Origin of the sequence: Arthrobacter sp. FW306-07-I (genome assembly GCF_021800405.1) — a bacterium.
Taxonomy (GTDB): Bacteria; Actinomycetota; Actinomycetes; order Actinomycetales; family Micrococcaceae; genus Arthrobacter.
The window spans coordinates 1,481,862-1,507,163 of the sequence record NZ_CP084550.1 but is presented as its reverse complement, the minus strand read 5'-3'; the positions used below and the strand labels follow the sequence as shown (position 1 = coordinate 1,507,163).

17 protein-coding genes are annotated in these 25,302 nt (G+C 68.5%); 3 read left to right on the top strand and 14 right to left on the bottom strand.

Going from position 1 to position 25,302, the window contains the following annotated elements; all coding sequences use genetic code 11:
- The first annotated feature begins 46 nt into the window (after nt 1–46).
- The 3 genes from LFT46_RS06890 (at nt 47) to LFT46_RS06880 (ending at nt 3,536) form a co-directional block, all read left to right on the top strand.
- Complete coding sequence (locus LFT46_RS06890) at nt 47–1,789, top strand: sensor histidine kinase (protein WP_236821674.1); 1,743 nt, start codon at nt 47–49, stop codon at nt 1,787–1,789.
- The gene (locus LFT46_RS06885; protein ID WP_236821673.1) at nt 1,782–2,444 is read left to right on the top strand and encodes a response regulator; all 663 of its coding nucleotides are present in this window, start codon (nt 1,782–1,784) and stop codon (nt 2,442–2,444) included. The genes LFT46_RS06890 and LFT46_RS06885 overlap by 8 nt, the downstream gene beginning before the upstream one ends.
- Nucleotides 2,445–2,567: 123 nt before the next feature.
- Nucleotides 2,568–3,536, top strand: a complete 969-nt coding sequence (locus tag LFT46_RS06880) for an IS481 family transposase (protein ID WP_236799412.1) — start codon at nt 2,568–2,570, stop codon at nt 3,534–3,536.
- Here the strand turns inward: LFT46_RS06880 and LFT46_RS06875 are convergent.
- The 14 genes from LFT46_RS06875 to LFT46_RS06810 all read right to left on the bottom strand — a co-directional run bounded on the left by LFT46_RS06875 (nt 3,533) and on the right by LFT46_RS06810 (nt 25,253).
- The gene (locus LFT46_RS06875) at nt 3,533–3,913 is read right to left on the bottom strand and encodes a RidA family protein (protein ID WP_236821672.1); all 381 of its coding nucleotides are present in this window, start codon (nt 3,911–3,913) and stop codon (nt 3,533–3,535) included. The two genes, LFT46_RS06880 and LFT46_RS06875, sit on opposite strands and share 4 nt — an antisense overlap.
- A 47-nt stretch (nt 3,914–3,960) precedes the next feature.
- Nucleotides 3,961–4,464 carry a GNAT family N-acetyltransferase gene (locus tag LFT46_RS06870; protein WP_236821671.1) on the bottom strand — a complete coding sequence of 168 codons (504 nt, stop codon included), beginning with the start codon at nt 4,462–4,464 and terminating at the stop codon, nt 3,961–3,963.
- A gap of 109 nt (nt 4,465–4,573) precedes the next feature.
- On the bottom strand, nt 4,574–5,383 hold the full coding sequence (locus tag LFT46_RS06865) for an inositol monophosphatase family protein (RefSeq protein WP_236821670.1): 810 nt from the start codon (nt 5,381–5,383) through the stop codon (nt 4,574–4,576).
- Nucleotides 5,380–7,674 carry an NAD-dependent DNA ligase LigA gene (ligA, locus tag LFT46_RS06860; RefSeq protein WP_442863680.1) on the bottom strand — a complete coding sequence of 765 codons (2,295 nt, stop codon included), beginning with the start codon at nt 7,672–7,674 and terminating at the stop codon, nt 5,380–5,382. Before ligA ends, LFT46_RS06865 begins: the two co-directional genes overlap by 4 nt.
- Before the next feature lie 111 nt (nt 7,675–7,785).
- Nucleotides 7,786–8,418: a hypothetical protein gene (locus LFT46_RS06855; protein WP_236821669.1), complete on the bottom strand. Its 633-nt coding sequence runs from the start codon at nt 8,416–8,418 to the stop codon at nt 7,786–7,788.
- 121 nt (nt 8,419–8,539) lie between these two features.
- Entirely contained in the window at nt 8,540–12,982 is a 4,443-nt protein-coding gene (locus LFT46_RS06850) for an FtsK/SpoIIIE domain-containing protein (protein WP_236821668.1), read from the bottom strand.
- A complete protein-coding gene (locus tag LFT46_RS06845; protein WP_236821667.1) occupies nt 12,979–13,683 on the bottom strand; it encodes a hypothetical protein in 705 nt (234 codons plus the stop codon). The genes LFT46_RS06850 and LFT46_RS06845 overlap by 4 nt, the downstream gene beginning before the upstream one ends.
- A 103-nt stretch (nt 13,684–13,786) precedes the next feature.
- Complete coding sequence (locus tag LFT46_RS06840) at nt 13,787–15,565, bottom strand: serine/threonine protein kinase (protein ID WP_236821666.1); 1,779 nt, start codon at nt 15,563–15,565, stop codon at nt 13,787–13,789.
- Entirely contained in the window at nt 15,562–17,598 is a 2,037-nt protein-coding gene (locus LFT46_RS06835; RefSeq protein ID WP_236821665.1) for an FHA domain-containing protein, read from the bottom strand. The genes LFT46_RS06840 and LFT46_RS06835 overlap by 4 nt, the downstream gene beginning before the upstream one ends.
- Nucleotides 17,585–18,556, bottom strand: coding sequence for a PP2C family protein-serine/threonine phosphatase (locus tag LFT46_RS06830; RefSeq protein WP_236801788.1), 972 nt, complete (start codon nt 18,554–18,556; stop codon nt 17,585–17,587). The genes LFT46_RS06835 and LFT46_RS06830 overlap by 14 nt, the downstream gene beginning before the upstream one ends.
- On the bottom strand, nt 18,553–20,310 hold the full coding sequence (locus LFT46_RS06825) for an RDD family protein (RefSeq protein WP_236801787.1): 1,758 nt from the start codon (nt 20,308–20,310) through the stop codon (nt 18,553–18,555). Before LFT46_RS06825 ends, LFT46_RS06830 begins: the two co-directional genes overlap by 4 nt.
- Complete coding sequence (locus LFT46_RS06820) at nt 20,310–22,871, bottom strand: transglutaminase-like domain-containing protein (RefSeq protein ID WP_236821664.1); 2,562 nt, start codon at nt 22,869–22,871, stop codon at nt 20,310–20,312. The genes LFT46_RS06825 and LFT46_RS06820 overlap by 1 nt, the downstream gene beginning before the upstream one ends.
- A complete protein-coding gene (locus LFT46_RS06815; protein WP_236821663.1) occupies nt 22,868–24,211 on the bottom strand; it encodes a DUF58 domain-containing protein in 1,344 nt (447 codons plus the stop codon). Before LFT46_RS06815 ends, LFT46_RS06820 begins: the two co-directional genes overlap by 4 nt.
- Before the next feature lie 70 nt (nt 24,212–24,281).
- Nucleotides 24,282–25,253, bottom strand: coding sequence for an AAA family ATPase (locus LFT46_RS06810; RefSeq protein WP_236801784.1), 972 nt, complete (start codon nt 25,251–25,253; stop codon nt 24,282–24,284).
- Nucleotides 25,254–25,302 lie beyond the last annotated feature (49 nt).

Genomic DNA, 25,302 nt, shown 5'->3' with positions numbered 1-25,302 from the left:
GCGCCACAACCCGCTAAACCCGCGCCAGAACCGTCAAGGAGGATGAATGCAGCGTCCCGCGCCCCGGCAGCCGCTGCGGTTTTCCACCCAGACGCTGCTGCTGCAGCTGGCGGTAGTGCTGTTGGTGGTGCTGCTCAGCGCCGCCGTGCACGCCTGGCTCACCTATGACCGGGTAGGCAGCGACGCGGAGAACCAGGCGCTCACCCTGGCCCGGACCGTGGCCTCCGACCCGGAAACCCGCGCCAACGTGCAAGCCATCAGTGAACAGCCCGGCACTCCCCCGCCCGCCGAACTCCTGGCCGGGCCCCTTCAGTCATCGGCCGAGGCTGCCCGTTCCCGGACCGGAGCACTGTTCGTGGTGATTACCGACGAAACCGGCATCCGACTGGCCCATCCTGATCCGCAGCGGCTTGGTGAAAAGGTCAGCACCGACCCGTCCGAGGCGTTGTCCGGGCAGGAGGTCACCACGCGGAACACCGGGACGCTTGGCCCCTCCGCCGGGGCGAAGGTTCCGGTGTACGCTCCGGGCACTGGCACGGTGGTGGGTGAGGTGAGCGTGGGCTACTCCATGGAAACCGTGGCACAGAGCGTGGCCCGCGACATCGGACCGGTGGCCCTGACGGCCGCGGGCGCCCTGCTCGCCGGGGTCCTGGGCTCCTTTCTGCTGCGCCGCCGGCTGCAACGCCTCACCCTGGGGTTGGAACCGGAGGAGATCAGCACGCTGGTGCACGACCAGGTGGCGGTGCTGCAGGGCGTGGACGACGGCGTCATTGGCGTCAGTGCCGACGGCCGGATCAGCGTGTTCAATGCCGCCGCGCAGCGACTCCTGGGACTGCCCGACCTGTCCGGCACGCGGTGGGAGAATGCGCCGGTGCCGGAGCAGCTGAAGACGCTCACCCGGTCGGTCCCCCGCGTAACCGGCGCCGCAGGTTCAACACTTAATGCCCTGGAGCTGGTGGCCGGCGGCCGGGTGCTGGTGGTGAACGCCCGCAAGGCGCTGCACCGGCGGGAGGACCTGGGCTGGGTGATCATGCTGCGCGACCGGACGGAACTGCAGGGGCTGACGCGGCAACTGGATGCGGTAGGGACCATGTCCACCGCGCTGCGGGCACAACGCCACGAGTTCGCCAATCAGCTGCACACGCTCGCCGGCTTCCTGGGCATCGGGCAGCACCAGGAAGCACGCGATTACCTGGCCACGCTGGCGGCCACCGGTCCGCTGAAGTTTCCGGTGGACCAGGCCGAGCTGCTCCAGGACCCGTACCTGCAGGCGTTCGTAGGCGCCAAGGGCGTGGAGGCCGACGAGCGCGGCGTCACGCTGCGCATTGGCCCGGAAACCCTGGTCCGCGGACAGGTCACAGATGCCCAGGATGTCACCACGGTGCTGGGGAACCTGATCGACAATGCCGTCAATGCGGCTGTGGCGGGCTCAGCGACGGACCGGTGGGTTGAGCTGGAGGTGCTGGACGAGCCAGGCGACGACGGCGGCACACTGCACGTGGTGGTCGCGGACTCTGGTGACGGGCTGGCAGAGGGAACGGCTACGGAGCACGTGTTTGCCGAGGGCTTCACCACCTCTTCCGGTTCCGTCCGCGCCGGCGGCGGCCAGGGCTTCGGGCTTGCCCTGGCTCGCCAGCTGGCCCGGCGCCGCGGCGGTGACGTGAGGGTGCTCGAACGCGGGACGAAGGGCGGGCCGGGAGCCGTGTTCATGGCCACCCTTCCGCACACCACGGCAGGCAACCCTGCCAACAGTAATTCGGGGGCAGCCGGAAAGGACGGAAATGGCTGACGATTTTCGGGTTCTGATCGTGGACGACGACTTCCATGTGGCCAAGCTGCACGCCGCCTATGTGGACTCGGTGGCGGGCTTCCTTGCCCTGGCCCCGGTTGGCACGGCGTCGCTGGCGCTGCAGGCCATCCACAGCCTGCGGCCTGACATGGTGCTGCTGGACGTCTACCTTCCCGATGCCTCCGGCCTGGACCTGCTCCAGCAGCTGGATGTGGACACGATTATCCTCAGCGCTGCCTCCGACGCCGCATCCGTCCGGGTGGCATTCCGCCGCGGCGCCCTGGGGTACCTGCTCAAGCCCTTTACGTCCGAGTCGCTGTCCCAGCAGCTGCGCTCCTACGCCCGGTACCGGCGCCTCCTGGCCCAGCCGGGCGCACTGGACCAGGATGCGGTGGAACGTGCCAAACGGTCGCTGATTCCGGGCGACGTCACGCCGTCGTCGAAACCCCGCTCGGCAACCGAGGCGGCGGTGCTGGAGTCACTGGCCCCGGGCGAGCAGTACTCTGCCGCAGAGGTGGCCTCCCGCGTGGGCGTCTCGCGGGCAACCGCCCAGCGCTACCTGTCTTCGCTGGCCGACGACGGCGCAGTGGATATCCAGCTCCGCTACGGGACCACCGGGAGGCCGGAGCACCGCTATGGCCTGCCGGGAAGGTAGGGCAGGAAGCCTAGGTGTATTGACCACGGAGGTTAGGAACATGCGGCGTGGTTAGGTGACAAAAAGAAGACCTCCAAGTGGAGTGGGGCTTGTCTAAGAGTCCGATCCACAAGGAGGTCTTCAATGTCCCATGCTAACGCGCTTCTGACGCCGAAGGGACGGCTCCGGCTGGCCCGGTGCATCGTCGATGACGGGTGGCCGCTGCGCCGTGCTGCTGAGCGGTTCCAGGTGTCGGTGACGACCGCAGCGCGGTGGGCGGCCCGTTACCGGGAGCACGGGGAGCACGGGACGGGTGATCGTTCCAGCCGGCCCATCAACTCCCCGCGTCGGACCTCCACGCGGCGGGAGCGGCGGATCGTCGCGATCAGAGTCAACCGGCGCTGGGGCCCGGCACGGATCGGCTATCTGCTGGGCATTCACCCCTCCACGGTGCACCGGGTGCTGTCCCGGTTTGGGCTGGCGAGGCTGGCGTGGATGGACCGGGCCACGGGCCGGGTGATTCGCCGGTACGAGCACCACAGCCCCGGGGACCTGGTCCACGTCGACATCAAGAAACTTGGACGGATCCCTGACGGCGGCGGACACCGCAGTGTCGGCAGGGCCGCCGGAAACCGGAACAAGACCGGTACCGCGGCGAACCGGAGACCGGGTCACGCCTTCTTGCACAACGCCGTCGATGATCACTCCAGGCTCGCCTACACGGAGATCCTGACCGATGAGAAAAAGGACACTGCGGCCGGATTCTGGGAACGCGCCAATGCCTACTTCGAGTCCCACGGGATCACTGTCAAACGGGTCCTGACCGATAACGGATCCTGCTACCGCTCCTACGCATTCAAAGACGCTCTGGGCCCGGACATCAAGCACAAACGCACCCGCCCCTACAGGCCTCAGACAAACGGCAAAGTCGAGCGCTACAACCGCACCATGCTCGACGAATGGGCCTACGCCCGTCCCTACGCCTCCGAGGCCGAGCGTGTTGCCGCTTTCGCCGACTGGCTCCATCATTACAATCATCATCGAGGCCACACCTCACTCAACGGTCAGCCACCGGCCAGCCGCGTCACCAACCTCTCAGGTCAATACACCTAGGCGCTCTTCTGGGCGACCAGTTCGATCTCTACGAGCATCTTCGGGTCCAGGAACGGGAGCACATGGACCAGGGAGAGGGTGGGGCGGATGTTTGCGAACACCTCGCCGTGCGCCCGGCCGGCTTCTTCCCATTTGCTGATGTCCGTCAGGTACAGCTTGGACTGCACCACGTCCTCGTAGGCGAAGCCGGCGTCGGCCAGGACCTTGCCCAGTTTCTGCAGGATGTACTGGGTCTGTGTGTAGAAGTCATCGCCCACCACTCCGTCCTCGCCGCTGGCCGCAGTGGCGGAGATGTAGAGGGTGTTGTCCACCTGGACGGCACGGGAGTAACCGAGGGTCTGTTCCCAGACGGATCCGCTGCCGAAGGTTTTGCGCATGGGTGGGCCTTTCAAAGCTGGAATGGGTCGCCACCACTGTAGGGCTGCTACAGGTCGCGCCGATAAACCAGCAGTTTTGTGTCGGTGCCGGGAACGAACCAGTCCCGCTCGGGCACGCGCTGGAACCCGGTCTTGCGGTACAGGCCGTGCGCGCTTTCCCAGGCCTGGCCGGTGGTGAGGGACACTGCCTTGATACCGGGAAGGGTTTTCGCGTGATTAAGGATGGCGTCCACCATGGCCTGGCCGGCACCGCTCCGCTGGACGGCCGGGTCCACCACCAGCATGCGGAATTCAAGCTCATCCTGCAGGGCGATGTCCGCGTACGGTTCCCCGGCCAGCGCCAGCGTGACTGAACCGATGACGGTTCCTTCCCGTTCTGCCACCCAGATGGTGGCCTGCTGGGCGCGGGCCGCAACGTCCATGATCTTGACCATGTACGGGTGGGCGGGGTCGTCAAAGTAGCCTGCGGAAAGGTAGGAGTCGCCGGTGATGCGGGCGACGGCCGCGAAATCGGCCTTGACGGCGGGACGGATGGTCAACTGCTTGTGCACCCGTCAATGGTAGTAGCTCCCGTGCCTGCCCTCGGGCGGAACAGCGCTTTCCGTGATCGAACTATCACTACGGGCGACGGGAGCACGTGCCGCTGCCGGGAACCCGCCCCTACAGCGGGAACTTGCCGGACAGTTCCAGGCTGGCGGCGCAGGTCCAGGCGTCCAGTCGCTCATCGTCCGTGGGGCCGCCGTCAAGGGGGCTGGTGAGGCGCGGCCTGCGAACCCAGCAGCCGGCTTCCTCCGCGATGAGGGCGCCGGCCGAGAAGTCGTGCTCGTTCAGTCCCCGCTCGCCGTAGGCGTCATGGGTTCCATCGGCCACCATGCACAGGTCAAGGGCAGCGGAGCCAAGCCGGCGGACATCGGCAAAGCCGTCCATCAAAGTACCGAAGGCCGCAGCCTGCTGGACGCGGATCTCGGGTTCATAGCTGAACCCTGTGGCCAGGATCTGCCCGGCGCGCCCCGGAACCGGGCCGTCGAGCCTGGTGACGACGCCCCGCTCCTCCAGCCACGCACCCTGGCCGCGGGCAGCGTAGTACACGCGGCCCAGCGCAGGCGCGTCCACAACGCCGGCCTGCCAGACGCCGTCGGCATCCGCCACAGCCACCGAGGTGGCGTAGTAGACGATATTGCGGATGAAGTTGGTGGTGCCGTCCAGCGGATCAATGGACCAGCGGTAGCCGGTGGGATCGGCGGGGCGGGTGGTTCCCTGCTCCTCACCGGTGACGCTGTCGCCGGGCCGGGCCGCGGAAATGACGTCCCGCACCGCACTTTCGGCTGCCACGTCGTAGGCGGTGACCCAGTCCCCTGCCGCCCCCTTGTTGCTCGCGTCCAGGGCGTTGCCGTCGCGGCCGGACAGGACGTGGGCACCTGCGGCGGCAGCCTTCCGGGCCACCTCCAGCAGTTCCGAAGCGGATGTCATTCGTTCTCCCCAGTCTCGTCTTCGATTGCCGCGTCTTCCGTCTCGTCTTCGTCCGCTGCTGCTGGGTCGCCCAAAGCGGCCGGGCCGCCGTCGAGCAGCTGCCGGAACCCATCCTCATCCAGCACCCGGATCCCCAGCTGCTCTGCCTTGTCCAGCTTGCTGCCGGCGCTTTCGCCGGCCACCACGTAGCTGGTGTTTTTGGAAACGGACCCCGCGGCCTTGCCGCCCCGGAGCAGGATGGCCTCCTTGGCCTCGTCGCGGCTGAAGTTGGGCAGGGAGCCGGTGACCACCACGGTGAGCCCTTCGAGGGTGCGCGGCATGGACTCGTCCTGTTCGTCCTCCATGCGGACACCGGCGGCTGCCCAGCGGTCGATGATCTCCAGGTGCCAGTCCTCGGCGAACCATTCCTTCAGGGCGGCGGCGATGGTGGGTCCCACCCCGTCCACGTGGGCCAGTTCCTCCTCGGAGGCTGCACGGATGCGGTCCATGGAGCCGAACGCCTGGGCCAGGGCCCGCGATGCCCGGGGACCAACGTGCCGGATGGACAAGGCGACCAGCACGCGCCACAGGGGCTGGGTCTTGGCCTTTTCGAGTTCCTTGAAGAGCTTCTGGGTGGTGGCGGTGGGCTTGGAGGGCGACTTGGCGGTGCCCTTGCTGAAGAAGTACGGCACCAGCTCGTACTCGCCTGTAGGGACTCCCTTGACCTTTTTTTCGCGCCGGATCCGGACGCCGGCCAGGTCCTCCGGGGTGAGCTCGAACAGCCGCGCTTCGGAAGTCAGAGGCGGCACCTCGGGCTCCGCGGGCTGGGTCAGGGCGATGGCGGCTTCCCAGCCCAGGGCCTCGATGTCGAACGCACCCCTGCCCGCTACGTGGAACACCCGTTCGCGCAGCTGGGACGGGCACGACCTGGCGTTGGGGCAGCGGACATCCACGTCCCCTTCCTTGGCGGGGGCCAGCGGCGTGCCGCAGGAGGGGCATTCGGTGGGCATGACGAAGTCGCGCACCGGCGGGTCCTGCTGGTCGCGGAGGTTCAGGACCGGGCCCACGATCTCGGGTATGACGTCCCCCGCCTTCCGCAGGATCACGATGTCGCCGATCTTGACACCCTTGGCCTTGACCACGTCCTGGTTGTGCAGGGTGGCCATTTCCACGGTGGAACCGGCGACCTTGACCGGCTCCATGACGCCGTAGGGGGTGACGCGGCCTGTGCGGCCCACGTTGACCTGGATGTCCAGCAGCTTGGTGTGGACTTCCTCGGGCGGGTACTTGTAGGCCACGGCCCAGCGGGGAACGCGGGTGGTGTTGCCCAGGGCCCGCTGGGTGGCGAAATCATCCACCTTGATCACGATGCCGTCGATCTCATGGAGCAGCTTGTGGCGCTGGTCGCCGTACCGCTTGATGAAGCCCAGCACGTCGTCGCGGGTCTCCAGCACCTCGAAGTACGGGCTGACCGGCAGGCCCCAGTCCTTGAGCAGCCCGTACGTCTCCGACTGGCTGCCGGCCGCAAGCCCCTCCCGGGCGCCGATGCCGTGCACAAACATCTTCAACGGCCGCTTGGCAGTCTCGGCCGGATCCTTCTGTCGCAGCGACCCGGCTGCCGCGTTCCGCGGGTTGGCCAGCGGCGCCTTGCCGGCCTGGATCAGTGCCTCGTTGAACTCGGCGAAGGCCTTGGACGGGATGAAGACCTCACCCCGTACCTCCATCTCGGCCGGGAAGCCAGTACCGCGCAGTTCCTGCGGGATTTCCTTGATGGTGAGCAGGTTGTGGGTGATGTCCTCACCCGTGGTGCCGTCGCCGCGGGTGGCGGCACGCACCAGCTTGCCGTCCCGGTACAGGAGGTTGACTGCCAGGCCGTCGATCTTGAGTTCGGTCAGCCAGGCTGCCTTGGCGCTGCCGTCACCGATTTTTTCGATGCTGGCCTCGGCCCGGTTGAGCCAGGCCTCAAGCTCCTCCAGCGAGAAGACGTCCTCCAGGCTGTACATCCGCTGCAGGTGTTCCACCGGCGCGAATGCGGCGGAGACCTCGCCGCCCACTTCCTGGGTTGGTGAATCGTTGGCCACCAGTTCCGGGTGCAGCGCCTCGATCTCCTCGAGCCGGCGGAAGAGGGCATCGAACTCGGCGTCCGACACCAGCGGAGCATCCTCCTGGTAGTACGCGAACCGATACTTCCGCACCAGGTCCGCAAGGTTTTCGTATTCCTCGCGGACGGCCTCGGTGGGGATCGCCTCTGGTTCGTGCGGTGCCGGGGTCCGGGTGGCGGTCTTTTCTGCGGGTCCTGGTCCTGTGCTCACAGACCTATCTTGCCCTACACCTCCGACAGCCACCCGGCAGGCCCGCGCGGCAGGCAGTAAGCGCTGCGGCCGGGAAGCGCCGAAGCCAGGCAGTGTTGCCGCAGGAACAGGTCAGTGCGACCGGAGCCGGTTGCGCGTCCACCAGGCAAAGGCGCCGGCTGACACGGCCAGCAGCACCGTTCCGGCGGCGATGGGCAGCAGGGCCGGGCCGCCGGGGGCCTGGCCCCGGACAGGGGCTGCGGCAGCCAACTGCGCTGGCGCGGCGGACCGGGTGACGGGGCTGTTCCAGTCCTGGCCGCTGGACGGACCGGTTGGAGGCCGGTAACCGGCTGCGGCCGAGGCGGTGCCAGGCGGGGGCTCATCCAGGTCCGCCCCTGCGGTGGCAGGGATCGCGGCGGGACCAGGTGCCGGGGCAGCGGGCTGCGGGGCTGTATCTGCCTGCGGAGGCTGGGGCTGGGCAGGCTGGGCGGGCGGCTCGGCAGGGGGTGCCGGCTGGGCGGGCGGCGGAGCCGGTTCCTTGGATTTCCGCGGCCGCCCGTTCTGGCCCGTGTCCGGGCTGCTGGCAAGGATGGGAAGGCAGATCAGCCCGCAGTCGGTGGCCTGCGTGCCGGACGCCGGAGCGGGCGAGGGTGCAGTGGTTGCAGCGAGTGCCGAGCCTGCTGGGAAGAAGCCAAAGGCGAGGGCCAGGACGGCTGCGGGTGCCGTCGTCGAAACGGCGTGGCGGAACGGTGCGGACGGGGTCATTGCTACCTTTCGATGCGCGCAGCCCCCCACCACGGCTTTCTGGTGTCCCCGGTAGTCTTCTACAGCGCCCTGCGGGGCCGCAAATCCGCAACGGTGCCGGCCCCGCGGTTGTCCGGGCTGTTCAGTCCCGGTTTTCAGGCGGCAGCGCCACCTGGATCTTCCGCGCCTTGCCGCGTCCCACCACGTAGCCGCGGCCGGGGATGAACTCGGGACTGACGCGGCCCAGCGAGGTGTTGAGCAGGCTGTCGCCCTCGATGTCCCCCGGGTTGAGCAGCAGCCCGCGGCGCCCGGATTTGAAGGGCTGGGCCAGCTGCCAGGCACTGGACCAGGTGGAGGATTCAGACTCGCCCACCACCCATTGGTCCGCCTTCAGCGAGGCGGTGACCAGCTGCGCCATGCCCGACTCGGCGATGGTGTCGGTGAACTCGGTCAGGCCTTCGATGAAGAAGGCCACGGTCCCCGGATTTCCGGTGGAGTGCTCGACCAGGTCCTCCACCACCTCGGCGAGGTCGTCCGGCCCCACTACCGAGCGGTTCCAGATGGGGAGGGAGGCGACGGCGGACCGGCGGGATCCGAGGTAGATCAGCTCAGTGGCGGGGTTGGACCGCCGCAGCGCGTAGGCCAGGGTGACCAGGGCTACGGTCCGTCCGGCGCCGGGCGGGCCGGCCAGCAGCAGCGGGCCGCGGGCCATGATCTCGGCGGGCTGCAGTGACTCGTCGTCCACGCCGACGACGGGCAGGTCCGGGCTGCCGGCGGGCAGGACGTCCAGGTCCACCTGCTCCGGAAGCCGCTCGATGCCGGGAGCACTGCCCAGCCCCTGCCGGAGCATCGCTTCGCTGAGCTTGTGGACTTCCCTGGCCTGCAGGGCCAGGTTCGAGTTGCCGCCCAGGACTGCCAGCTGGACTTCGAGTCCGTCCAGGAGTCCGCGGCCCGGAGGCGAGTTGGCGGTGAGGACGTCCCTGGGCACATCCATGGAAATGTAGTCGTCCTCGTTGGAGAGCCGCAGGACCAGCCGGCGCTGGATGGAGGCCAGGAGCGATGCGGGGACCGCGTTGGGCCGGTCCCCCGTGACCACCAGGTGGATGCCCAGGGTGCGGCCGTCCGTTGCCAGCTGCAGGAAGATGTCCCAGAGCCCGGAGAGCTTGCTGTGCTCGTACGCCTCCCGGAAGGCGGACATGCCGTCCACCAGCACGAAGATGCGCTTCTCATCCGGCCGGTTGGCCAGCTTCCGGTACTCCACGATGGTGGAGGCACGGACCTCGGCGAACTGGGCCGAGCGCAGTTCGGCGATGTCCCGCAGGAGCCGCAGCAGGCGCCCGACGCGTTCCACGTCGTCGCCGTTGATGATCTCGCCCACGTGCGGAAGCTCCTCAAGCATCCGCAGCCCCGAAGAACCGCAATCGATGCCGTACACGTGGACCGGGCCGCCGCGCGGGGTGACCGCGGCTGCGATGGCGATGCCGCGCAGGGCCGCGGACTTGCCGGAACCGCCGGTGCCATAGATGGCCATGTTGCCGTCCCGGTCCGGTTCGTAGAACACGGTGGGCTGGTCCTGGTGGACGGGATCGTCGGCCACCCCGAGCAGGAGCTGTTCGTCGGTGCGGGGGTTGGGGAGCTTGGAGAAGTCGTAGGTCTTGGCCAGCTCATCCAGCCACGGCTTGCGCGGCGGCTGGATGGCCAGGGTGTCCGCGGCGTGCACGATGGTTGAGGTCATCCTGGCGATGTCGTTGGGTCCGGCCGGTTCCTGGGCCACCGGCTTGTCGGGGGCCGGCGCTTCCCAGCTGGGACCGGAACCGAAGGCCATCTCCACGATGTCGATTTGCGGGCGTTGCGGCTTGTCCGTAGTCCAGCCCCCCGCGTAGCCGGTCTGGAACCCTTGGATGCGGCCGGGGCCGGTCTTGGCGGCGCCGCGGCCGGGTATGGCGGGGTCGAAGTAGGCGGCATCCGGGACACCCAGGATGTCGGTGGCATCCTCGTCCGCCATGCGAAGTGCCACGCGGAGGTTGGTGTTGGCGCGCAGGTTGTCCTTGATGACGCCGGCTGGCCGCTGCGTGGCAAGGATCAGGTGCAGGCCCAGGGAGCGGCCACGGGCAGCCACGTCCACCACGCCGTCCACGAACTCGGGAACGTCGTTGGCCAGGGCCGCGAACTCGTCCACGATGATGATCAGGTACGGCGGCGCCTCGGGATCGGCCTCCCGCTGCAGGGCCAGCAGGTCCTTGGCTTTCTTCCGGTTCAGCAGCTGTTCCCGGTAGTGCAGCTCGGCGCGCAGCGACGTGAGGGCGCGGCGTACCAGATGCGGGGACAGGTCGGTCACCAGGCCCACGGTGTGCGGAAGGTTGATGCAGTCCGCGAACGCGGCCCCGCCCTTGTAGTCCACGAACAGGAAGCTGACCCGGTCCGGGCTGTACGCCGCGGCCATGCCCATGACCCAGGACTGCAGGAATTCGGATTTGCCGGCGCCGGTGGTGCCACCCACCAGCGCGTGCGGTCCTTCGTTTTTCAGGTCCAGGTACAGCGGTTCGATGCCTTTGGACCCCACCAGGGCCCGCAGCGTGCCGTTGTCCTTGCGGTTGGCCACGGCACTAGCGTGCACGGAGTTGTTTTCGGTCCAGCGTTCGGCCACGGCCTGCGGGTTGTCCAGGAAGTCCTTGCCGATCAGCGTGGCGTAGGAAACAGCCCTGGGCAGGTCGGAGTCGTCATTGACGGGCTTGCCCACGTCCACCACGGGCGCAAGCATCCTGGCCAGCTGGCCGGCGAGTTCCGCGTCCACGCTTTCGCAGCTGACCGGGTAGGTGTGGCGGCCCAGGCGGACCTGGCCGGTGGTGGTGCCGTGGTCGCCGTCCACCACCATGAAGTCGCGGCAGGCTGCAGGAAGGGCCTGGATGTCGGTGGCCACCCACAGGACGTGGACGCCGGAATCCGGGCCACGCTCGGCCAGCCGGGTGAGGCGGCCGCGGTCCACCGGGGCGTCGTCTTCCACGATGACCAGCACGGAGGGCAGGACCGGCTCTTCCAGCTCGTGCTTGACGGGGTCGATGCCGGGCCGCAGGTCCGGCGCGGTCCGCTTGGCTGCTGCTTCACGCGCGTCGACCAGGTCCTCGAGCCTGGCCACCAGGGAGGACCCGCCGGCCGAACCGGCCGCCAGGTGGTCCCCGCCCAGCGGGCTGTGGCCGGATCCGACGTGCGGCAGCCATTGCAGCCAGTTCCAGCGTTCCCGCGACTGGGCGGACGTGATGGCGGTGAGGACCACCTCGGCCGGGGAATGCAGGCCCACCAGCTGCAGGACCATGCCGCGGGCAACGTCGTCCACCAGGCCGCGGGCCCCTGCGATGCCCAGGGCGCCGGAGGTGCGCAGCTGGGAGACCAGGGGAACGCCTTCGATCTCGCTGAACTGCTTGATGCAGTCCTGGATCTCGCGGGCGTACTGGACCTCGGTGTCGTTGTTGGAGGGTTCTTCCAGCGGGATGCGCGACGGCGCCGTTCCAAGCCCAAAGCGCAGGCCCAGGAAGGACGAGTGCTCCGGCCGGTGCGTCCACAGCAGCGGCCCAAGCTTATAGATGGCATCCACCGTGTCGCTGACGGACGGCGCTTCCTGCAGCCGGACCGCCCGTTCCACCTGCTGAAGCTCGGTGAGGTCCTGCCGGAAGGCAGCCATGGAGGCACGGAACTGCTTGAGCTGCTCCTTCTGCTGCTTCCGGGTCCGCATCTTCGTGTCCACGTAGTGGCCCACGATGAACAGGGGCATCATCAGCATGAACACCATGGAGAGCACGTTCTGCGTCACCGCGAAGATGACCGCGCCCATCATCAGGGGCGCCACCAGCATGATGTAGGGGAAGGGCTGGTCCTCCGGACGCTTGGGCCCGGCGGGAAGGACCCGCTTGGGTACCTCGAACCGGGGCACCACCCGCGGGGAGCGGTTGAAATCCACCAGGGGCGACGTCGGTGCTGCCGCATGGTTGTGCCCCAGCGGCACCACGGTGACAGTGGTGTCCCCCAGGGTCACCGTGTCGGAGGAGTTGAGGGTGGCGCGCGTGACGGGCAGGCCGTCCATGAGGAGCCCGTTGGCGGAGTTGGTGTCCACGATTTCGATGCTCTCGCCCACCGTGATCCGGGCGTGCCGCTTTGACGTGAGTGGGTCCGTCAACCGGATGTCCACGTCCCTGTCCCGGCCGATGTAGCTGGTGCCGGTGGGCAGCGAAAATTCGCGGCCGACGTCGGGCCCGGACAGCACCCGCAGGGTGGCAGCTGCCGGGCCCCGGTTCGCCCCTGGTTCGTGGAACTGTTCGCTCACCTGGGCCAGGGAGACCACAGAGCCGGGGCGCAGGCCCGATTCGAGGAGGTTGTCCTGGCGGGCCAGGATGTTTCCGCTGATGCCGGCGCCCACGAAGGCCTCATCGATCCGCAGGGACAGGTTGTCCGGCGCGGGCGTGCCCTTGCGGTCCGGGTCTGCCGCCCACAACACGGTGGCGATATCGGCCACGGTGGCCATGCCGTCCACCGTGACGGCCAGGTCCTTGGCGTCGGCGGGTTCACGGCGGAGTGTCAGCCGGATCCTCATCCTTCGTCCACGCCCCTCATCTTTTCGAGCAGGTACAGGTCATCGGGTGTCACCAGGTGGGTGGTGACGGCGTGTTCCACCAGGCGGGCACGGCGGTTGGTGGCCAGCTTGCCGCCGCCGCCGCGCAGCCCCACCACGCCCACCCGGTCCAGCTTGTCGCAGACATTGTCGAGTTTGCGGTTGAAGCGGGTCAGCGCCCATCCCAGGGTCTTGGCGGCCGCCGCCGAGGAGGGGATGGTGCTGAAGCCGGTGCCTTCGCGCCGGAGCACCGGCTCGGCGAGCGCCACGATCAGCGCCTTCTGGGCGTCGGTGAAGACCACCGGGCCGATGGTGGTGTCCCCGCTGCTGGCGCCTTCTCGGGCTTCCTGCCGGAAGGAGGGCGTCTTCAGGTGCACGGCGAACTCGTACGTGGTGGGTCCGGCGGTGAAGATCACGTTGGTGTGGCTGAACACCAGCGGAATCCGGGCGCCGGGTGACAGCCAGGCCTGCATGCCGCCGGATGCGTCGGCAACGGTGGCGGAGAGCATGCTGCCCACGTTGCTGAGCCACCAGATCCCGTCGTACCGGGCCACCTGCAGGAACTGCCGGTGCAGGTACGGATTGTCATCCACTTCAAGGTCGCCCTCGCGGCCGATGTTGAAGATGTCGTCGTCCGATGGCTCATACCATTCGCCGCAGAAGTCTATTGCTAGATCCCCCATGATCCACGCCTCCTTAAGGCAGAACTGTTCCGGTAACCGGAGTACTGGTGGTGTGCTGTTGCCGCGTGCCGATGCCGGCATGCCATGTGCCGGCGCAGTGACATCACTGGCCGGTGCAGGCGATGGAGTTCCCCTCCATGGGTGAGAATGCGCCGTCGGAGCGGACGATCATCACCTGGATGCAGGTCTGCCCGGTCGGGTTGGGCCGGATCTTGACCGGTGGCTTATCCACTGCGTGGAATTCAGCGCTGTTCCCGCCCATGGTGTACACCTTCCATTTGTAGGTGTCCCCTTCCTTGGGCTGCGGGTTGGTCCAGGTGAAGCTGGCCTCCCCGTCGCCGCCGATGGATCCCTTGAGGCCTTCGACGTCGGGCACCGTGCCGTTGTCCAAAGCGTCCGCAGGGGGCTTGGTCACCTGCTGGGTGGCCACGGTCTTGGGCGGGCCCGGGGCGGCGTTGGCCACCACGATGCCCACCACCGCCGCCAGCGCCAGGAGGGTGCCGCCGGTGATTGCCAGCCACAGGTTGCGTTTCCCGTGGTCTGCTTCCGGTGCCGCCTGCGGCTCGTCCACTTTTACGGCCCGCTGGACTGTTGCGTCCGCAGTGTAGGCGTCCTGCCCGGCGTCGGTTACCGGCGCACCGTAGTTCACCGCTCCCGGGCTGCCGCGCAGGATGGTGGACTGGGCCCACTCCCCCTGCCCGTCGCCGTCGGCTACTGGTGTTCCGGTGGAGCCCGGTGCTCCTGTCGGACTTGCCGGGATGGAAGGAACGGCCGGGGCAGGCCGCCATTGGCTGGGGGCTGCAGGGGTGAAGGACGACGGCGGGACGGCGCCTGTCCTGCGTCCCGTCGCGTCGGTTGCGGCCCCAGGATGATTGGCCCCGGCCGTGTTGGGGCGGGTGCGTGCCGGGAAAGTGGGGGCGCTGCCGGTGCCTTCCGGGTCGATCGCGGCGATGCTGCGGACGCGGGTCTCCTCGGTGCCGTCGTCCGGGTGGCCCTCGTCCTGCTGGGGCTCCTCCAGGACCTCGAAGGGCGTGACCGAGAGGTTGAGCTCGGCCTGGATGCGCTGCAGGGCCAGGGCGAAGGCGTGGGCCGACGAGTACCGGGACTGCGGTGACTTGGCCATGGCCGTGGCCAGCGCCAGTTCCAGGGACTCGGGCACATCGGCCCGGCCCAGCCGCGGCAGGGCCGTGTTGCTGATCCGGTTGATCAGCTCGCGCTGCGAATTGTCCGCCCCGGGCATGACGAAGGGCGAGCGTCCGGCCAGCAGCGTGTAGAGCGTGGCGCCCAGGGCCCAGACGTCCACCATGATGCCGTCTACGGGGCCGTCCCGGAACTGCTCCGGCGGGGACCACGGGATGGACATTCCGGAGTCGTCGTCCGCGTCCCCGGCCAGGGTTCCGGAAATGCCGAAGTCGGTGAGGGCCGGGCGGTTGTAGTCCGTGACCAGGATGTTGGCTGGCTTGATGTCGCGGTGGGCGATGCCGGCGCGGTGGGCGGTTTCGACGGCGGACGCCACCTGGATGCCCACCGCCAGGACCTCGTCGACGCTGAAGCGCTGCCGCCGGTACCGGACATCCAGGCTGGGCCGGGAGCAGTACTCCATGGCAAGGTAGGAGTGCCCGTCGTCGGTTACTTCCGCTTCAAAGATGGTGACGATGTACGGGTGCGAGGACAGCTGGGCCATCAGGTTGGCCTCGGACTCGAACCGCCGGCGGGCGCCCTCCGTCTTCAGGTCGGAGAGCAGTACCTTGACCGCCACCTTCCGGCGCGGCCTGTCCTGTTCGTACAGGTAGACGTCGGAGAAGCCGCCGGATCCCAGCAGGCTGATGTAAGTGAACCCCGGGATGCGGGGCGGCGGCGCGACGGGCCGTTTGGAATTCACGGAATCTCCTCAAAACGCAGTGAGATGTTGTCGCCCAGCTCCGCGATGTCGCCGTCGAGCAGGATGGCCATCTCGTTTTGGGCCAGCCGGCGCGGCGGCTGGCCTTCGCGGACCAGGACGGTGCCGTTGGTGGCTTTGAGGTCGCAAAGCATGACGTGCCAGCCCTCGAGCCGCACCTCAACATGGGACCGTGAGATGTCACCGCCGGGACTTGCCACCTGGACCAGGCGCGGCATGATCCCGCCCTGGACCCGGGAGACGGAGGGCTGGCGGCCGATGACCATTGACTGGTCCAGGTCCAGCAGTTCGCCGGTGGACAGCCGCATCCGGCCCAGCCGGGGACGTGCCACTTGAACGGCATCGGGCAGCAGTGCGGCACCGCAGGCGCTGCACTGGGCACGGGTGGGCGGGTTGGCGTGGCCTTGTGAACATACGCGGGCCAGTACCACCGGGCCGTCGCCTGCATCCCGCTGCGCGGCCGACGGGTTCGCGGCCAGGCCCGGACCTGCTCCCGGGAGGCTGCTCTTCATGACCGTCTGGCCATCGTGGTCGGGATCGAAGCCAACCTCCGGCTGGGCCTGATGTGGTCCCTGGGTTGCGCCGGCGGGTCCGCCGTCGGTTGAAGCGGGGGGCCCAGCTGCCGGTGACGGTGTCGTGCCGGGGCTTGGCGATGGGGCAGTTTCCGGGGTGGGTGTTGACGCTGCTCCGCCGGTACGCCAGGGCACGGAATCGATGAGGCCCGTGGAAGCAGGGCGGGGCGTGGGAGGCGCTGCTCCGGTGTCCGGGCCAATTGCTGCCGGGTCGTCAGCGCGGGTGCCAGCGCGGGGGTCCCCTGCGGACCCGGAGCCGGCTGCCGGGAGTTGCGGGCTGGCATCCTCCGCCGAACCAAGGGCGGCCAGCGGTTCGGCCGCGGGCAGGGCCGGTGGTTGCTGCGGGACCACGTGGCCGGAGTCGGCGTCGGGTTCCTCGCGCACCGCTGCGTCCTCAATGTTCCGCATAACAGTGCGGTCCCAGAGGTGGTCGTAGGAGCTGGTGAGTTCCTCCGCCGGAGCGGCGTCGATGGGCTCGCTTTCCGGCCCCGCCGTTCCGTCGCTAACCGGTCCCAAAGTGGCAGGTGCTCCCAGCAGTTCATCATCAGCGTCGATGATGGCGCCCGGAGCGATGGTGGCGTCTGGGTCAAGGCCGTCTGGGTCAAGAGCCTCGGGGTCTAGAGCCTCGGCGGCGAATGCCTGGGGCAGGTTCGCTTCTTCCGCGCGTTCCCCCTCCAAGTCGTCGTTCAAGTCAGCATCAGCGTCCAGTTCGTCGTTAAAGTCAGGGGCAGGGTCCTCGGGCTGGTCCGTGTCCAGGTCCTCGTCAATGACTCCCACCACTGTCTCGTTACCATGGATGGCGTCGGCGATACCGTTCACTTCGCCCATGCCGTCCACTTCCCCGGCAGCGTTCACTGCGAATGGCCCGTCGGGAGCGGTGGAACTCTGGGCTGCGTCCTTACCGTTCGCAGCCGCCGGGCCTTTCCCGTCCGCCGCGCCATCCACGGCGGCGGGGCCATCGACGGCAGCCGGACCAGAGGGCGCTCCAAAGGTCAGGGACCGCAGCAGCACCACGCCCTCGCCCAGCGGCAGTTCGGGGCCCGCAGCGTTCTGTGGACCACCGTTGCCTTCGGTGCCGCCGTCCGCAATGCCGACCCTGCACGTGCCGGGCACCACGAACTTGCGTTCGTTCCAGGTGGTCACGTCCCTGCCGTCAAGGTCCACCGCTCCGCCGGGCTGTTCGATGGTGAGGTCGACGGCGCCGCGCAGGAACACTCGCAGCGATCCGTTGAAATCGAGGATGGCGAAGGACGGAATGCGAGTAAGGGACCCGCCGGAGCTGCTGGTCACGGCAGCGAGGACCTCGTGCGGTTCGGGCCGGCCGGCCAGGAGTTCCCACAGTGCACCGGCCAGTTCAGCGGGCGCCTCCGGTCCCAGCAGGACTGCGGTGCGGGACCGGACGATGCCCAACCAGCCGCCGGGAATGTAGCTAGCGCCGGTCATCGCCCGGCTCTTCCTCGAGCGAAGTGCCGTCAGTCAGCGCGGTCCTTGCTTCCAATGCCGTGCCGTCCACCAGCGGTTCGGGCAACGGTTCTGTCACGGCCTCGGAGGACTGCGGGCGCGGCAGCGTCACTTCGTCCCCGTCAGCGGTGGTGTGGCGGGGCGCCGTGGTGCCCGCGCCGTCGTCGTTCGCCACGTTGCGGGCGTCCACCACGATGGCGGTGACGTTGTCACGGCCGCCGTTGCGCAGGGCCGCCTGGATCAGGGCGTCCACGGCGTCCTGCGGGTCTGGCACGGTGCTGAGGATCCGGAGGATGTCATCGTCTGCCAGTTCGCCGGTCAGGCCGTCGGAACAGACCAGCACGCGGTCGCCTTCCTCGACGGGGAGGAGCCAGTAGTCCGCCTCCGTCTCATCCCCGGTGCCCAAGGCCCGCGTCACCACATGCCGGCGCGGGTGGACGGTGGCTTCCTGGGGGGTGATTTCACCGGCGTCCACCAGTTCCTGGACTTCCGAGTGGTCCACGCTGATCTGCTCGAAGCGTCCCAGGCTGAGCCGGTAGGTGCGGGAGTCGCCGATGTTCATCACCAGCCAGTACGGCATGCCCATCTGTTCCACAATGACCGCGCCCGTCAGCGTGGTACCGGCGCGGGCACCGGCGGCTTCACGGATGGAGGCGTCGGCGCGGACCAGGTGCTGCTGGAGGACGGACGCAGTGATGTTCCGCTCCCCCGTGGTGACCTGGGGCATCTCGGCCAGGGCACGCACGCACAGGCCGCTGGCAATCTCGCCGGCTTCGTGGCCGCCCATGCCGTCGGCCACGGCGAAGACTGGATCGGCGGCTATGTACGAATCCTCATTCAGCTCCCGGCGGAGCCCCCTGTCCGTCCCGTAGCCGCAGGAGAGGCTAAGGCCCGGCCCCGGCTGGATGGTGGAGGAAACACTGGCGGGGTGCTGGTTCATGCCTGTCCTAGGTAAAAGGTACGGTCTCCAAAATTCACGCTGGATCCCGGGGTAACAAAGGTGGGGACGCCCGGCACCAGCGGGGTGCGCAGCCCGTCCGGGGTGGTGACGGCGCTTCCGTTGGTTGAGTGCCGGTCCGTCACCCAGATGCCTGCGCCGTCGGTGAGCAGGTGCAGGTGCGTCTTCGAAATGGAGCGGCCGGGATCGTCCACGGCCAGCAGCTGGGCATGCTGTTCCCCGACCTGTCCCACGGGGTTGCGGCCCACTAGGACGCTGCGGTCCAGCTGGAAGTCCCTGCCGTCGTCGAGGCGGATGCGCAGGACTGCGGCCTGGGCCGGCCGATTGGTGCCGGGGCGCACCTGGGTGCGTTCGACGTCGTCGTCCACATGCGGTGGGGGCATCCGGTGACCGGAGGCAGCGCCGGCAGGCACAAAGGACTGCGCGCTAGCCTGCTCGAAGCCTGCCGGCGAAACCTGGGCACCAGCAGCAGGGGCGCTATCGGCGGGCGTGCCACCGGCCGGCGGCGCGAAGGATGCCGGCGAGGTGTACGGCATGGTCTGGGATGGCAGGGCGGCCGACGGCGCAGGTGCCTGGGGTGCTTGGGCTGCAACTGCCGGGGGCGCCGCGGCCTGGGTCACGTCAGGCTGGGGCGCGACGGGCGCCGGCGCGGAGTGTGCCGGCGTGAAGGATGCCGGTGGCTGGGATGAAGCTGTTGGGGACGCCGATATCCCGGACGCCGATGCCCGGGATCCTGCCGCGTGCGGCGCTTTGGCTCCAGCAACCGGGGACAGCACCTGCTGGACGGGCGGAAGGTCCAAGGGCGCGAAGCTGTAGGGCCCCTGGATGCCACCCGTGGTGATGGGGTCCCGGCCCGCTTTGACGTCGAAAACCAAGGTCTTGGCCGCGGTGTCATTCCAGCCGCGCAGCCCGCCGTTCTTGTCCCATGTGCAGGAAACAACCACCAGCACAGCCCAGACGGCAGCCACCAGGACCAGCGGCCCCAGAATGAACAACGCAACGTCAAACCACTTGAACACCACCACCAGCACCGCCGCGAGCAAGGCCAGCAGGACGCCGGCTCCGGTAATGAGACCGCGCAGGAACACAGCTCCGGCGCCGGGCGCGTAGCCGTCCTGGTCCGCGCTGCGGATGCCCATCAGCAGGTTGCCGGGCGTCTTGCCGCTGCGGCCCTCCAGCCCGAGGACGACAAACAGGTAGGCCAGGGTCAGGCCAAGGCCGATGCCGCCGAAAAGCACCAGGGACGACGTGTCGTAGACAATGAAGCCGCCGCTCCTGGTCCGCGTGATGCCGGCAAAGCCAATGGCGAACGTCACCACCAGCACCGCCACCCCGGGCAGCCAGTCAATGACGGCAGCACCAAGCCGCTTGCCCGCCGTAGCCGGAACAAGCTGAAGGTTTACTGCCATTCCCGTTCCTCCCCCTGGAGCGGTTTCCACCTTCGTGGAACCTCCGGTCCTGCCCGGCCCGGAGCCCGTGCGTACAGGGCCCGTCAATGCGCTGCCCGCCGGCTGACCTGCCGGGGGCCTTTCTACTACCGGGATAGTACCGGGAATCCCCGGCGCATGCTCGGGGCGCGCCTCCCTGGCAGCACTGGGGCCGTGATCGGGAAGCGGGTCCGGAGTGCGGGTGCGGCGCGCCGCCCGGTTGGGCAGCGGCGCGCCGCAGGCAGTGCAGAAGGTGGCCCCCGCACGGATCTGCTGCTGGCAGCGGGGGCAGCGTTCGGCGTCGGGCATCACTGCTGGCTTGGTCCTTGCTGGGTGGGTTCTTGCTCCCGGGGCGGCGGCGCATCAGCATTGCCGGACGTTCGGCGGCGGCGTGCGGCAAGGATCCCAGGGACCGTCGGCAATGCCAATCGGCCGCCGCGCAGCTTGAGGCTCCTGCCGGAGTTCATGGCCGTCCGGGCGTCGGCGAGCAGCGAGCGCGGCGAAAACCGCGCCTGCTGCCGGCGCCAGAAGCCCATCCCGGATGTCATCTCCTTGAGCGACCCGTCAACGATCGTCCAGTACTCCCGGACCTGCTCCTCCGTCGGTTCCCCGGCCCCGAAGATTGACGCGTCCGCACGGCGGGCCAGCATGGTGGTGGTCCCCGAGGTTGCGGGGAAAGCCTCGGCGAGGACAGCGGCGCTTTCGCGCCGTGTCGAACGGGTGTCGACGGCGGCACCCAGGTCCGTCGCCAGGCTCACCACCTCGTTCCAACCTCCGCCCACACGCTGGGCGGGGTGGCCGTCACGGAAACGCGACTTCCGCCGTCGTGCCTTCAGCAAAGCGATCAGCAACAGCGGCAGTGCCAGGATGACCAGCGGAATGGCGGCGACGCCCAGGGCGCCCAGGAGCGCGCCCCAGAACAGCCACGGATTGTTCTTCTTCTGGTCCGCGTCCAGCGCGTCCGGTGAGGAGTCCGGCGGCAGGTCCGCCGGCTCCTGCGGCGGGGGCGGCGGCTGCAGCACCTGCGGCTTGGGCTTGGACTTGCTTTCGGGGTCCGGCGGGATGGGGATGTTGTCCTTGGGCGGGGTGGGATCGAAGCTGACCCAGCCCACCCGCTCGAACGCCACTTCCACCCAGGCGTGGACGTCCTTGCCGGTGATCTTTACCTCGCCCGCACCGTTTTCGGGGCTGGTCGGCTCCGGGTAGAAGCCCATCACAACGCGGGACGGGATGCCAAGGTGCCGCAGCATCAGGGACATGGCCACCGCGTACTGTTCGTCGTCGCCGAGCATCTGCTTGGCGGTCAGCAGGCTGCGGATGCGGGCGGAGCCGTGGCCCGAGACGCTGGGCAGCTGCCCCTCGCTCACCAGGCCGTTGCTGAAGGCGCCGGTCTTCTGGAAATGCGCCTCGATCTGGCGCACCCGGTCGATCGCCGTCGGGGCATCGGCAGACAGGTCGTTGGCCTGTGAGCCTACTACCGGCGGTACCTCCAGGGGGTCCGGGAGGGAGACCTTGGCGAAGTCGTACTGGGTCAGCTGCCCGTGCTCAAGCTTGACGGGATCGGAGACCTGGACAGTGTAGGAGTCGCCCTTGGACAGCCCGCTGGTGGAGACGGCGGTGTCGGATCCCGGGTTGAAGTAGAGGCCGGCAGCCGCGGCGGAGCCGGTCTGGTCAAAGCTGATGCCGGTGGTCTTGCGGCCGCCGGGCACGAAAAAGCCCTGGTAGTCCTCGATGCTGATGCTGATCGAGTAGTCGTTGGTGGGCACTACCCCGGACGTGTCGGCGAGCGTATTGATGGACTTGGCGTCGCCCACCTTGCTGAAGTTGCCTGAGCCGTTGGGGTCCATGTTGTAGTTGGTGCCATTGAAGGCATCCAGGGCTCCCAGGCGCACCCGGCCATCGCGCGGGAGGCCCTTGACTACGAACAGGGTGTCGTCCTTCTTGTCCTTCACGTAGGTCCGGAAACTGGCGAGCGGGGTGATGTAGTCCTTGGGATCGAACGGCGGCACCACCACGTTGCGGAGAACTTTCCGGTCCTCGCCGGCGCTGACCAGCGGGGCAGCCACCGCGGTAATTCCCACGCTGACGGCGATGACGCCGGCGGCCATGCCCAGCCGGCGGATCCTGGCCCGCCGCGCAGTGGAACTGTCATTTTGCGGGTTGTTCACCGCCACCCGCTTGGTGCTGTTCCGGCGCAGGGCGTCCCGGCGGAAGGTTGCCCAGGCGATTCCGAGGACGGTCAGGCCGATGCCGCGTTCCAGGGTCAGGAAGGCGGCGTTGGTGCTGAAGGCGATGCCCGTGACGAACAGGACCAGTACCGGCAGGAGGGGCAGGTAGGGGCTGCGGAGCCGCCAGGTCAGGAGCGCGGCCAGGAGGGCTGTGATGAGCGAGCTCAGGAACGGGACGATGAGCACGCCGCCCGCCGTGCCCACCGGTACGCCCACGGTGAGCATGTCCTTCCAGGCGAAGACGACGCCCAGCAGCAGGGTGCGCAGCGAGTCCAGGGTGGGGACGAAGCCGGCGATGGCGGCGTCCGGCACGGCCAGCCAGGTGCCGAGCACCAGGTACGCTGCCAGCGCCAGGGCAGTGGTAATCAGCAGGCCCAGGCGCAGGTGGGCGTTCGCCGCCCCAATCGCCAGGCCCAGGATGATGCCCCCGAATCCCGACAGAAGGTAATAGGGGTCGCCGCCGAAGCTCAGGCCGAATCCAAGCAGGCCCAGGCCCAGCAGGACCACCAGGGCGCCGGCGTCGAGCAGGAAGTGCCACAGCGGCTGCCCGTCAGCGAAGGCCGACTCCGGGGCGGCAGCTTTCCGGCGGGTACGGGTGGGCGGGATGGACGTCTCTGGGGAACGGCCCGGTGCGGTGCTCATGCGGCCGCCTTTCTCAGCACGATGGCAAGGTCGGCCAGGTCGCCGAGCGTCAGGACAGTAAGGTCTGCGATGTTGGCCCGGGTGGGGGCCGCCCCGGCTTCCACCCGTACGGCCAGGCTTCGCACGCCGGGCGGTACCGAGGCGGCGGCGGAACGGAGCTGGGTCGCCGTGACGTTGCTGCCCACCACGAAGAAGACCACGGAGGCGTTGGGGACGGTGTCGGCCAGGGTCCGGGCGAGGTCGACGGCGGTGCGGCGCATCGGAGTGCCGACGATCCGTGTCATGTCGTCCAGCATGTTGCGGCCGGTTTCGCAGCGCAGGGGCCCCTTTTGGGTCAGGACATCCAGTTCCCGCTGCTCGCGGATGGCCTGGCGGCCGATGGAGGCAGCCACCGAGATGGCCATCTCGAACTCGGTTTCGGAGGCGTATTCCTCGGTGTTGATGGACAGCGAAATGGCCAGGTGGGCGCGGCGCGTTTCCTCGAACTGGCGCACCATCAGCTTGTTGGTGCGGGCGGTGGTCTTCCAGTGGATGTGCCGGCGGTCATCGCCCGGCACATAGTCGCGCAGTGCGTGGAAGGAAACGTCGGCGCTGGAGAGGTCTGTGGTGGGCATGCCTTCGAGGTCGCGGATGAAGCCTGCGGCCGAGCCTGCCAAGGCGACGGTACGTGGGTGGACGAAGAGGTCTTCCGGCTCGGTCCAGAGGACCTGGCGGCGCAGCAGGTGCAGTGGGTCTGCGCGGACGGAGCGGACCGGTCCCACCACGATGACGGCGCGCCGGGCGGTGGGGATGGTGAACAGGTCCTCGTGGACTTGCCCGGGCTTCATCCGCGGCAGGTGGAACACCGCGGTGGTGCTGCCCACGGGCAGTTCCAGCGCGGCCGGCAGCAGTGGCCGCGCGGAAGTGTTGGAGACGGCAATGCTGCCCACGGCACTGTCCCCCACCGCGACCCGCGTGCGGGCCAGGTCCAGGACCACCCCGTAGGAGGACCGGCCCAGGATGAAGGCCACCGCGATCACGAACATGGCGAAGGCAGCAATGGAGGCCGCAGTGGCTTCCTGCCAGCCGAATGCCTGGCCCGTGGTCCAGAGCAGGATGGCGGCGGCCAGGACGGACCAGCCCAGGATGCTGACTACGGAAAGCACCGGCCAGGCATACTTCAGCCAGGTGTCGCGGACGGCCCGCCAGGCTGGTGTCAGGGCCTGGAGGGCTGTGCTGCTGGCTTCGGACCATACCGCTGCAGGGTGCAGGCGGGTGGGGCGGCCGTTCCGGTGGAAGAGCTGTTGGAATCGCTCCGTGAGCCGGGTCAACGGGGTGCCGCTGGACGTGCCGTCGGACATAAGGGTGTGCCTTCGTTGTTGCGCTGGGATGGAGTGGTGGCGGCTGTAGCGCCGGGCTGCAGCCAGCCGGTCAGGCGTTGGTGCGCTGCTGCGGTGCGGCGACGTCGGCCAGGATCCTGGTCAGCACGGCCTCTGCGGTGGCACCGGAGAACTCGGCTTCGGGGTCCATCACGAACCGGTGGGTCCACACCACGGGGGCCAGTTCCTTGATGTCATCCGGCAGCACGAAGTTGCGTCCCTGCGAGGCGGCCCACACCTTGGCGGCCCGCACCATGGCAAGGGCGCCGCGCACGGAGACGCCGAGCCTGGTTTCGGGAGCGTTGCGGGTTTCCTCGCACAGGCGGGAGATGTACTCCAGCACCGCTGTGTCGATGTGTGCCGTTGCCGCGAGGTCCGCCATGTCCGCCACCGCCTGGGTGGTGATGACGGCGGACAGGTCCTTGGACCGGTCCTTCAGGTTGCTGCCGCCCAGGAGGCGGACGGTGGACGCGTGGTCCGGGTAACCGATGGATGTCTTGATCAGGAAGCGGTCCAGCTGGGCTTCGGGCAGGCGGTACGTGCCGGCTTGCTCGATGGGGTTTTGGGTGGCCATGACCATGAACGGGCGGCCCGCGGAGTAGGTGACGCCATCCACAGTGACCCGGGACTCCTCCATGACCTCGAGGAGAGCCGACTGGGTCTTGGGCGAGGCGCGGTTGATTTCATCGGCCAGCACGATGTTGTTGAAGATCGGGCCCTTGTGGAACTCGAACTTCTGCGTCTTCTGGTCGTAGATGGTCACGCCCGTGACGTCCGAGGGAAGGAGGTCAGGGGTGAACTGGATGCGGTTGTTGGAACCCTGCACGGTGGCGGCGAGGGCCCGGGCCAGGGAGGTCTTGCCCGTGCCCGGCGCATCCTCGAACAGGACGTGGCCCTCGGCCAGCATCGCGGTGAAGGTCAGCCGGATGACGTGTTCCTTGCCCAGCACCGCCTGCCCCACATTGGCAACCAGCTTTTGGAATGTGTCGGCAAACCACTCGGCCTGCTCGATGGTCATGGTCATAGGGTGCGCTTCCTTTATTGGTTCAGGTGTTGGTGGAGCCCGGTTTTTC

What these genes read in the sequence shown, in the direction of transcription:
- LFT46_RS06890 (WP_236821674.1), top strand. Translation starts at nt 47, where the DNA reads ATGCAGCGTCCCGCGCCCCGGCAGCCGCTGCGGTTTTCCACCCAGACG.
- LFT46_RS06875 (WP_236821672.1), bottom strand. Translation starts at nt 3,913, where the DNA reads ATGCGCAAAACCTTCGGCAGCGGATCCGTCTGGGAACAGACCCTCGGT.
- LFT46_RS06830 (WP_236801788.1), bottom strand. Translation starts at nt 18,556, where the DNA reads ATGAACCAGCACCCCGCCAGTGTTTCCTCCACCATCCAGCCGGGGCCG.
- LFT46_RS06850 (WP_236821668.1), bottom strand. Translation starts at nt 12,982, where the DNA reads ATGAGGATCCGGCTGACACTCCGCCGTGAACCCGCCGACGCCAAGGAC.
- LFT46_RS06815 (WP_236821663.1), bottom strand. Translation starts at nt 24,211, where the DNA reads ATGTCCGACGGCACGTCCAGCGGCACCCCGTTGACCCGGCTCACGGAG.
- LFT46_RS06865 (WP_236821670.1), bottom strand. Translation starts at nt 5,383, where the DNA reads ATGACATCCGCTTCGGAACTGCTGGAGGTGGCCCGGAAGGCTGCCGCC.
- LFT46_RS06810 (WP_236801784.1), bottom strand. Translation starts at nt 25,253, where the DNA reads ATGACCATGACCATCGAGCAGGCCGAGTGGTTTGCCGACACATTCCAA.
- LFT46_RS06880 (WP_236799412.1), top strand. Translation starts at nt 2,568, where the DNA reads ATGTCCCATGCTAACGCGCTTCTGACGCCGAAGGGACGGCTCCGGCTG.
- LFT46_RS06855 (WP_236821669.1), bottom strand. Translation starts at nt 8,418, where the DNA reads ATGACCCCGTCCGCACCGTTCCGCCACGCCGTTTCGACGACGGCACCC.
- LFT46_RS06885 (WP_236821673.1), top strand. Translation starts at nt 1,782, where the DNA reads ATGGCTGACGATTTTCGGGTTCTGATCGTGGACGACGACTTCCATGTG.
- LFT46_RS06820 (WP_236821664.1), bottom strand. Translation starts at nt 22,871, where the DNA reads ATGAGCACCGCACCGGGCCGTTCCCCAGAGACGTCCATCCCGCCCACC.
- LFT46_RS06825 (WP_236801787.1), bottom strand. Translation starts at nt 20,310, where the DNA reads ATGCCCGACGCCGAACGCTGCCCCCGCTGCCAGCAGCAGATCCGTGCG.
- LFT46_RS06835 (WP_236821665.1), bottom strand. Translation starts at nt 17,598, where the DNA reads ATGACCGGCGCTAGCTACATTCCCGGCGGCTGGTTGGGCATCGTCCGG.
- LFT46_RS06845 (WP_236821667.1), bottom strand. Translation starts at nt 13,683, where the DNA reads ATGGGGGATCTAGCAATAGACTTCTGCGGCGAATGGTATGAGCCATCG.